The organism is Bradyrhizobium genomosp. III, assembly GCF_000261705.1.
In the GTDB taxonomy this organism is placed as follows: Bacteria; Pseudomonadota; Alphaproteobacteria; order Rhizobiales; family Xanthobacteraceae; genus Bradyrhizobium; species Bradyrhizobium ottawaense.
Window position 1 is genome coordinate 1 of the sequence record NZ_AJQF01000376.1, and the last position, 7907, is coordinate 7907.

Below are 7907 nucleotides of genomic sequence, written 5' to 3' on the forward strand. Positions count from 1 at the left end.
CGGATGCCGCGCATGCGGCGATGCATCAGCCCGCGGGACCGGAAGTCAAGAAGCTCGCCTGAGTAAGGCGTCATTCCGGGATGGTCCGAAGGACCAGGCCCGGAATCTCGACGTGAATACCAAGATCAATCTGGGAGAGAAACATGACCTTGTTCGACATGAAGGGGAAAGTCGCCGTCATTACCGGCTCGACGCGCGGCATCGGGCTTGCGATCGCCGAGCGCATGGCCGAGCACGGCGCCAAGGTCGTGATCTCATCGCGCAAGGCCGATGTCTGCGAGCAGGTGGCCAAGGGCATCAACGACAGGTTCGGCAAGGGCACCGCGGTCGCGGTTGCCGCCAACATCTCATCGAAAGAGAATCTGCAAAACCTCGTCGATGAGAGCAACCGCGCCTTCGGCAAAATCGACGTGCTGGTCTGCAACGCCGCCTCGAACCCGTATTATGGTCCGCTCGCCGGCATCTCCGACGATCAGTTCAGGAAGATCCTCGACAACAACATCGTCGCCAACAACTGGCTGATCTCGATGGTGGTGCCGCAGATGATCGAGCGCAAGGACGGCTCCATCATCATCGTCTCCTCGATCGGCGGGTTGAAAGGCTCGACCATCCTCGGTGCCTACGCCATCTCGAAGGCCGCCGACATGCAGCTCGCGCGCAACCTCGCCTGCGAATACGGCAAGGACAACATCCGCGTGAACTGCATCGCGCCCGGCCTGATCAAGACCGATTTTGCCAAGGCGCTGTGGGACAATCCGGAGAACCTGAAGGCCTCGACCGCGCGCTCGCCGCTCCTGCGCATCGGCATCCCCGACGAGATCGCGGGCGCCGCGGTGTTCCTGGGGTCCAGGGCCGGCGACTTCATGACCGGCCAGACCATGGTGATCGACGGCGGCGCGACGATCAGCTGAGGTCGACGACGCGCTGAGTTTCTCGTGTCCCGACGCGGCGCAGCACGAAGTGCTGCTCCGCAGAGCCGGGCCCAGAAAGCCAAGAACGAGATCGCGGAGACGTGGGCCCCGGCTCAGCAACGCACCGCTACGCGCTGCGTTGCGTCCGGGGCACGAGAGCGGCGATTACTCCACCGCCGCGTAAACCAGATCCCGCACCAGCGTGCGCGTAAAATCGCGCTGGCCCGGGCCCTGGCTCATGAACACCGCGAACAGATCCTCCTTCGGATCGATCCAGAAGAACGTGCCGGCAATGCCGCTCCAGAAATACTGGCCGACGCTGCCGGGGAAGGGGGCGATACCGGCCTCGCGGCGCACCGCGAAGCCGAGACCAAAACCGTGGCCGGGCGAGAGCAGGGTGCCGTTGGTCTGAACCTGCGGCCCGAGGTGATCGGACGCCATCAGCTCCAGCGTCTTGCGGCCGATGATCCTGTGGCCGTCGAGCGTGCCGCCGTTGCGCAGCATCAGGCAGAAGCGGGCATAGTCCATCGTGGTCGAGACCAGGCCGCCGCCGCCGGACTCCATCACCGGTGCTTCGTGCATGTTGAACAGCGCGACCTTGTCGCCAGTCCAGGGATCGGCCGCGAAAGGCTCGGCGAGCCTGCCCGCATTGGCCTCGGAGGTCGAGAAGCCGGTCTCGGCCATCTGCAGCGGGGCGAGCACGCGTTCGGTGAGGAACGTGCCGAGCGACTTGCCGCTGACGACCTCGATGATGCGGCCGAGGATGTCGGTGGAGCGGCTGTAGTTGAATTCCGCGCCGGGCTGGCAGACCAGCGGGAAGCTCGCCACCAGGGCGGCGTGCTCGGCGTTGGTGATCTTGCGGCTGCGGACGCGGGACTCCTGGTAGAGCTTGTGCACGGGGCCGTCGCCCTGGTGCTCGTAGGTAAGGCCCGAGGTGTGGCGAAGCAGGTCCTGCACGGTCATCGGCCGCGCCGGCGGCACCAGCTCCAGCTTGCCGTCCTTGACGATGCCGACCTGCTGGCTGGCAAATTCCGGGATGAATTTTGCGACGGCGTCGCTGAGCAGGAGGTGGCCGTCCTCGACCAGCGCCATGATGGCGACCGAGACGATCGGCTTGGTCATCGAGAAGATCCGGAAGATCGAATCCCGCGCCATTGGCGCGGCGTCCGCCGGGCTCTGCCTGCCGAGCGCCTCGAACCAGCCGACCTGGCCGCGCCTCGCCACCAGCACGGTGAGGCCGGGAACGGTTCCCTTGTCGATCTCGCGCCTGAAGGCGTCCGACATGGCCTGGAGCCGCAGCCGCGACAGCCCGAGCGTCTCCGGGCGGACCTCGGGCAAGGGCGGGGTCAGCGGCGTCGAGGTGGCTTTCGTGGCGGCTTGGGCGTTCATGGAGGCTCCCGGGCTCTTGTTTTTGGTCGATCGGAAAAGTGTGGCTCAGAAGCCCCGTGAAGAACAGATGCATTCGGCGCGGTGACATCTGCAGCGGACGCTCGGCATCGGGTCTTATGCACGGCAATACAATTCGGGGTAGACAGCAGCGGGCGGAACACCCTATTTTTGGGCCGGGCTGAGATTGGGTTACGGGGACAGGGGGCGTTGTTGAGATTGCTGCTGGGACTGGCGCGGATTGTCGCGCTGGGCGGAATGCTTGCGCTTGCGGGCTGCGTAACCGCCGCCAATAATTCGCTGTCGCAGAGCGACATAGCCGGCATGAAGCTGACCGGCGTTGCGGTCAGTTTTGCACCCGACGCACGCATACAGTAGGAGGACGGTCTCCGCGCCTATGCGGACTCGAAGGCGGTCAGCCTGGAGCAGGCGGCAACAATGGCCGACGTTCCGGAGGTAAAGGCTTTCGTTCAAGGCCTGCTGACGCCGCGGATCAAGGCCGGCGTCGAGCAGGTCTTGGCCGCTCGGCTGGCGGGCACGCGGCCGGTGCGGCTCGACATCCGGGTGAAGAGCTTGCTGTTCCCGTCAGCCATCCAGCGTGTCGTGATCGGCGGCCATCGCGGCATGATCGCGGACGCCAATCTCGTCGATGCCCGAACCGGTGCGCTGATCGTCGCCTATCCCGAGCTGAACGCAGCGCTCTATACCGGGCAGGGGATCGTTGGGGCGGCGGTGCAGGCTGCTATCGACAATAACGCGACGCAAACCCCGGTGGACAAGGTGAGCGTGCGCTACGGGGAGATCTACCGCAACTGGCTGCTGAAAGATGGGGGGGCCTAGCGCGAAGTACGCGCATGGCACTCGCTTCGCTCTTGCAATCCGGCCGCTCTCTGTGCTTGAAAGCGGCCCTGATCCTGGGGCGACGCAGGGTCCGTAGGAGTGTAGCTCAATTGGTAGAGCACCGGTCTCCAAAACCGGGGGTCGCAGGTTCGAGCCCTGCCACTCCTGCCAGTCAAATCAATCACTTAAGTCAGGTGCTGGCAGGATAGGGACGAGGGCGTCCCGCGGGCGAATCGCCGCGCGCCTGCCCATCCGCTCGATTTCCCAAGCCCAAGCCCGACGAGGCCCTCGACTAGCGCGCCGGGGCCCGTTCCGCGTCGGTAGGAACCTGGCTGAGGTCGACGTGCCGGATGGGAACGCGGCGCAGCAGCGAGACGATGGTGCCGCCGAGCTCGAAATAGGTGCGCAGCCGCAGCGCACGGGAGGAGCCCTTCAGCTCCGCGTTCAGGCTCACGGGCACCTGCACATAGGTGAGGCCGAGCTGGAGCAGGGAGATCAACGCGCAGATCTGATAGCCGTAGCCGTCGGCCTTGACCGCGATCTGGCGCAGCCATTTCACGGGGTAGACGATCATGCTGTGGTAGTCGGACAGCCAGAAGCCGAACAGGCAGTTCAGGATGAACCGCAGCGAATGCGACTGCAGCGAGCGGTTGACCGAGCGGTCCGACTGGTTGTCGCGATAGGTGATGACGAGGTCGGCGGCGCCCGCCGCCTTGAACATCCGGGCAATACCCTCGTTCTGGAAGGCGTGATCGCCGGGAATGAGCGTGATGGCATCGAATTTCGCGCGCGACAGCGCGTATTCGAAGCCGGCACCGACACCTCGCGGCTCGGCGTTATGTTGCACGACGATGCGCGGCTCGCCGGCCGCGAACTCGTCCATGATCGCGCCGGTGGCGTCGGTGCTGCCGTCGTCGATCAGGAAGATCTCGAAATCGTCGAGCAGCTCGCGGGCGAGCGGCAGCACGCCGTCAATGGTGTCGGCGATCTTGTCCTGCTCGTTCAGTGCAGGGATGACGATCGTAAGTCTCTTTGCCGCCCTGGAAGGTGTCATCTTATGCCGCCTGTTGCCGGCCACTCTTTACTGGTGGAACCCCAGCGCAACTCTAGGTCATCTGCGCCGACCGAACAATAAGGGGCCCGCAGATATGCCCTGCACAACCGGCACGAAACCGGCGATGTGTGTGTTCCCGGCAACTATTCGGAAAAATCATAGAGACTGGTATCGCCGATACCGAAGGCGCGGCGCAGCTGTCCGACGCGGCCTGCCATATTTCGGCCCGCCGCCGTCGCCGCGAAGTGTGAATCCACCGGTTCGACAAGGCCGCCGTCGACCAGGTTCCTAATTCGTCCCTGGAACAGATCTGGAACCTGCCGTTCGACGATTTCGGAAAGCGGAGCCTTCCGCTCGGGCCGGTCGACGATGCCGAGCAGAATCTCCAGGGAAACCGATTTGTACACTGCGCCAAAAGCGAACACGTAACCCATGACGCAAAAACCGAAAATCGACGCGGCGTCCCAATACTGGAATTCCGGGACGACGAGGATTCCGAGCATCACGCCGAGACCGTGGGTGAGGATCGCGGCGATCGCGAGCAGGGTCACGGCTCCAACAGGCCACCCGCGAGCGCGGGCCATGAGCTGCAAGGCAGGCGACAGCAGGACGAAGCTGACGGCGGCGAGGAATCCGACAACGAAGGACATCGCGGCCTCTTACCCAAGGCCCGTCGACAGACGAACGAGTTTGACGAGACGCGCGACCGCCACCCCCTTGGCCGTCGGAGCCAGCCTGCCGTCTGCAATGGTCAACATCCCCGCGCCGACCAGGAGCTTCAGGCGGTTGTGCGTGAAGGTGCCGAGATCTCCGCCCTGCATGTAGGCTACGGCCCATTGCTCCCAGGTGAGGGGACGCCCGGCCTTAACGAGTGCCGTGAGCAGCGTCAGCGTAAAGCCCCAGGCGAGCAGGCTGAACAGGATGTAGAAAAACATCATCGCAGTCGCGAGCAGGAACAAGCCGCCAAGCACGTCGTCATAATGGCGTTGACCGGGAAGCGCGAGACAGGCGATCGCGTAAAGGGCCAAGATGCTGATGCAGCCGAGCCGGAAGCGGCGGCCGGATCCGCCGGTGGCGGCGATGCGCGCGTAGCACAGCAACAGCAGCGGCAGCGCGACACTGAGACCAATCGCAGCGGCTTGCGCCGGGCCCGGGAGCATGTTCATTGCGGAAAATCGTCCCGGACGCCTCTGAGGCCCAGCCAGAGCAAAAGTCTATAAAAGGTCGCATTTTTCCGGTCAAGGGAGCCCATCATCCCGCCTTGCGGACGTCACGTGGGCGTGCGAATCCTGCCGGCGATGCCGTTCCTCCGTCCGAGATGTCCCCATTGCTGCGTGCGATAGTCGTCCTCCTCGTCGTGCTATTGGCTGCGCATGCGCCGATGCTCGTGAACGATGGTCTCTTCATGGACGACTGGCTGGTGCTCAAGCCGCGTCCCGACTATTTCATCAACATCGATTTCCTGCTGAACGGCGCCGGTCATCCGATCTTTTACAGCTACGACACGTTCGCGAACTGGACGGGCGCCCCGGTTGTCGTGATGGTCTCGCTGGCGATTGCTGGAATTGTCTTCGGCGCTATATCGCTCGCCCTCACCGCAACACGTCTCGGTCTGCTCGACCGCGCCGAGGCGGTCGGTTTCGCGCTGATCGTCTGGACCTATCCCGGCTATCAGCTTTGGGCGGGCAAGGCGAACGCGGTCTACGTCTTCAGCTTCGGATTGCTATTCATCGGCGCATGGCTGTTGACGCTGGCCTTCAGTGCCCGCGGTCTGCGGCGCGTGCTGCTTCGCGTGGCCTGTGCGCTCGTGTTCCTGCTGAGCTTCGCACTCAACTCGACGATCGTGCTCTATGCCTTCGTCATGCTGGGTCTCTTCGTTGCGATTTGGCGGGGCGGGAAGGCGACGGACGGCTTCGTTCGCCGCACATGGCTCGCATCCTGGCGCTGTGCCCTGGGTTATCCGGAATTGATCCTGCTTCCGCTGATCTACTGGGGCACGCTCAATATCTGGTTCAAGCGGATCGGCGTGTACGCGCAGCACTATGATGCCCATTTCCCGACGCTCGGCGAGTTGGCGAAGGGATGGTTGGCATTCTTCATCACCGGCTACAGGGACGTCCTGGCCCACGCGTTGCGCGCGGCGATTGCCGTCCCGGGGCTGTTCATTTTGGCGGCGGTGCTCGTCGGCTTCGTCTTGCTGCTGCTGCGCGCCGACCCGAAGCCGACCACGTCCGGAACCGCGATCGCCTTGCCGCTCGTGCTCGCCCTGGTCTTGTTCCTCGCATTGTCGTCGCCCTATCTGATCGCCGGCCTGCGGCCGTCGTCGACGCATTTCTACGAGAGCCGTCATCTGCTGATGTTGGGTGTGCCGTCGGCGCTGGCGTTTCTCGCAATCAAGCGGCTGGCCGAACGTTGGACCAGTCCCAGCATCGCCTTTGCAGCCATATTCGGATCGGGCCTGATCATGTCGATCGGCATGCTGTGGAGCGACTACGTCTTCATGCAGGCGAGAACGCTGAAGCAGGAGGCCCTGACGCGCAACCTTGCCGGCCGCGCCCAGCCCGCGGCGACGGTCTATGCGCTCGATGACGGCTTTTTCGACTACCCCTCACGGCACGTGCCGTTCGGCCTCGCCGAGGTCACCGGCATGCTGCGACTTGCCTGGGGCAATCAGCCGTTCTTCGGATTTGCGCTGCGCGCCGAGCGGCCCGACATCCTGCGGGGAATGGACGAGGCGCGGACCGCTCCGGGAAGTGCATTCCATCATTTCGATCCGACGGGGCCGCAGGCGACGATTTCGTTCCAGCCGGGCCCGGGAGCCGCACCGAACCAGACCTTGGTGCGGAAGTACTATGCGTGCCGGTTCCTGGCGCGCTGCGATGTTGCAGAGTTCCTGGCTCAACTTGCGCAGGTCACATCAAGCTTGGGCCCATCGCGGGCATTCTGCCGCTCGAGGGCGCAAGCAAGGATGCCGCGCCTAGCCGCTAGCCCGCTGTTTCCAGACGGTCTCCGCAAGCGCGATGTCGGTCACTGAATCCGCGCCGGAGGCCAAGGGTACGCCTCGCGCGGCGACGTCGGAAACGAAGGCGTCGGCCTGGCGCCGGAATGCCCAGCTCTTTTCGCCCGTCAGCCGCGTGCTCTGACCATCGTGATCGACGATGACCTTCGCCTCTTGCTCGGCGAAAGGTGGCGGCAATTCCAGGGTCACCGCACCGCGCTCGAAATCGATCGTCAGCCCTTCGCGCCAGCTGCCTTCGGAGCCGTTCACGAGATCCAGTGCGCAGGCGATGCCGTCGAAGTCGAGCGTGATGCGCCCGGCACCCGAAGCCTCGATCGCGCTTTCGGCGACCGTCGGCGACGAACCGAGCAGGTAGCGCGCCAGGTTGATGATATGGCTGAAGACGTTCAGAAAATTATCGTAGCCGGGACGCGCCGCGCGCGGCATCCAGTCGGGGCCATCCTGCCAGAGTTCAATCCCGTCCGGTCGCGCTTCGCCGGTCATCACGAAATTGTCGTGCGACCGGCCGGTGTCGCCGCCGAAGCACCAGCCCTCGGCCCGGACAATGCGTCCGAGCGACTGGTCTTCGCGCAGGCGCGTCAGCACCTGCAGCGCCCGCGCCACGCCGGCATCGTGACGCTTCATGTAGCCGATGCTGTAGACGAGGTTTTGCTGCCGTGCGGCTTCGACCAGCGAACTGGCCTGGGCCGTCGTGTAG

Annotated in this window: 9 protein-coding genes and 1 tRNA gene; 5 read left to right on the forward strand and 5 right to left on the reverse strand. The window is 64.4% G+C overall.

Annotated elements, in window-relative coordinates:
* Positions 1–143: 143 nt before the first annotated feature.
* Positions 144–911 carry an SDR family NAD(P)-dependent oxidoreductase gene (locus IC66_RS0130395; protein ID WP_028141043.1) on the forward strand — a complete coding sequence of 256 codons (768 nt, stop codon included), beginning with the start codon at positions 144–146 and terminating at the stop codon, positions 909–911.
* A gap of 165 nt (positions 912–1076) precedes the next feature.
* Here IC66_RS0130395 and IC66_RS0130400 read toward each other — a convergent pair whose 3' ends face one another.
* Positions 1077–2300 (reverse strand): serine hydrolase domain-containing protein, encoded by a 1224-nt coding sequence (locus IC66_RS0130400; RefSeq protein ID WP_028141042.1) that lies wholly within the window; start codon positions 2298–2300, stop codon positions 1077–1079.
* 210 nt (positions 2301–2510) lie between these two features.
* Between IC66_RS0130400 and IC66_RS48500 the strand changes: the two genes are divergently transcribed.
* The 3 genes from IC66_RS48500 to IC66_RS0130410 all read left to right on the forward strand — a co-directional run bounded on the left by IC66_RS48500 (position 2511) and on the right by IC66_RS0130410 (position 3308).
* On the forward strand, positions 2511–2675 hold the full coding sequence (locus IC66_RS48500; protein WP_244429190.1) for a hypothetical protein: 165 nt from the start codon (positions 2511–2513) through the stop codon (positions 2673–2675).
* 60 nt (positions 2676–2735) lie between these two features.
* The gene (locus IC66_RS48505; protein WP_244429191.1) at positions 2736–3137 is read left to right on the forward strand and encodes a hypothetical protein; all 402 of its coding nucleotides are present in this window, start codon (positions 2736–2738) and stop codon (positions 3135–3137) included.
* 95 nt (positions 3138–3232) lie between these two features.
* Positions 3233–3308 (forward strand) — tRNA-Trp (locus IC66_RS0130410).
* A gap of 121 nt (positions 3309–3429) precedes the next feature.
* On the opposite strand, the gene IC66_RS0130415 is transcribed toward IC66_RS0130410, so the two are convergent.
* From IC66_RS0130415 to IC66_RS0130425, 3 genes are all read right to left on the reverse strand, one after another.
* Entirely contained in the window at positions 3430–4191 is a 762-nt protein-coding gene (locus IC66_RS0130415) for a glycosyltransferase family 2 protein (protein ID WP_038950191.1), read from the reverse strand.
* A gap of 143 nt (positions 4192–4334) precedes the next feature.
* Positions 4335–4841, reverse strand: coding sequence for a hypothetical protein (locus IC66_RS0130420; protein ID WP_028141039.1), 507 nt, complete (start codon positions 4839–4841; stop codon positions 4335–4337).
* A 9-nt stretch (positions 4842–4850) separates the two neighbouring features.
* Positions 4851–5357 carry a hypothetical protein gene (locus IC66_RS0130425; protein WP_028141038.1) on the reverse strand — a complete coding sequence of 169 codons (507 nt, stop codon included), beginning with the start codon at positions 5355–5357 and terminating at the stop codon, positions 4851–4853.
* A gap of 161 nt (positions 5358–5518) precedes the next feature.
* On the opposite strand from IC66_RS0130425, the gene IC66_RS0130430 reads away from it, so the two are divergent.
* Positions 5519–7225 (forward strand): hypothetical protein, encoded by a 1707-nt coding sequence (locus IC66_RS0130430; RefSeq protein WP_244429192.1) that lies wholly within the window; start codon positions 5519–5521, stop codon positions 7223–7225.
* Here IC66_RS0130430 and IC66_RS0130435 read toward each other — a convergent pair.
* Positions 7169–7907: Gfo/Idh/MocA family oxidoreductase (locus IC66_RS0130435; protein WP_038950192.1), on the reverse strand; the 739-nt coding region annotated here is incomplete at its 5' end. The two genes, IC66_RS0130430 and IC66_RS0130435, sit on opposite strands and share 57 nt — an antisense overlap.

Excerpts from the sequence above, each read along its gene's own strand:
- IC66_RS0130395 (WP_028141043.1), top strand. The coding sequence starts at position 144 with ATGACCTTGTTCGACATGAAGGGGAAAGTCGCCGTCATTACCGGCTCG.
- IC66_RS0130400 (WP_028141042.1), bottom strand. The coding sequence starts at position 2,300 with ATGAACGCCCAAGCCGCCACGAAAGCCACCTCGACGCCGCTGACCCCG.
- IC66_RS48505 (WP_244429191.1), top strand. The coding sequence starts at position 2,736 with ATGGCCGACGTTCCGGAGGTAAAGGCTTTCGTTCAAGGCCTGCTGACG.
- IC66_RS0130415 (WP_038950191.1), bottom strand. The coding sequence starts at position 4,191 with ATGACACCTTCCAGGGCGGCAAAGAGACTTACGATCGTCATCCCTGCA.
- IC66_RS0130420 (WP_028141039.1), bottom strand. The coding sequence starts at position 4,841 with ATGTCCTTCGTTGTCGGATTCCTCGCCGCCGTCAGCTTCGTCCTGCTG.
- IC66_RS0130425 (WP_028141038.1), bottom strand. The coding sequence starts at position 5,357 with ATGAACATGCTCCCGGGCCCGGCGCAAGCCGCTGCGATTGGTCTCAGT.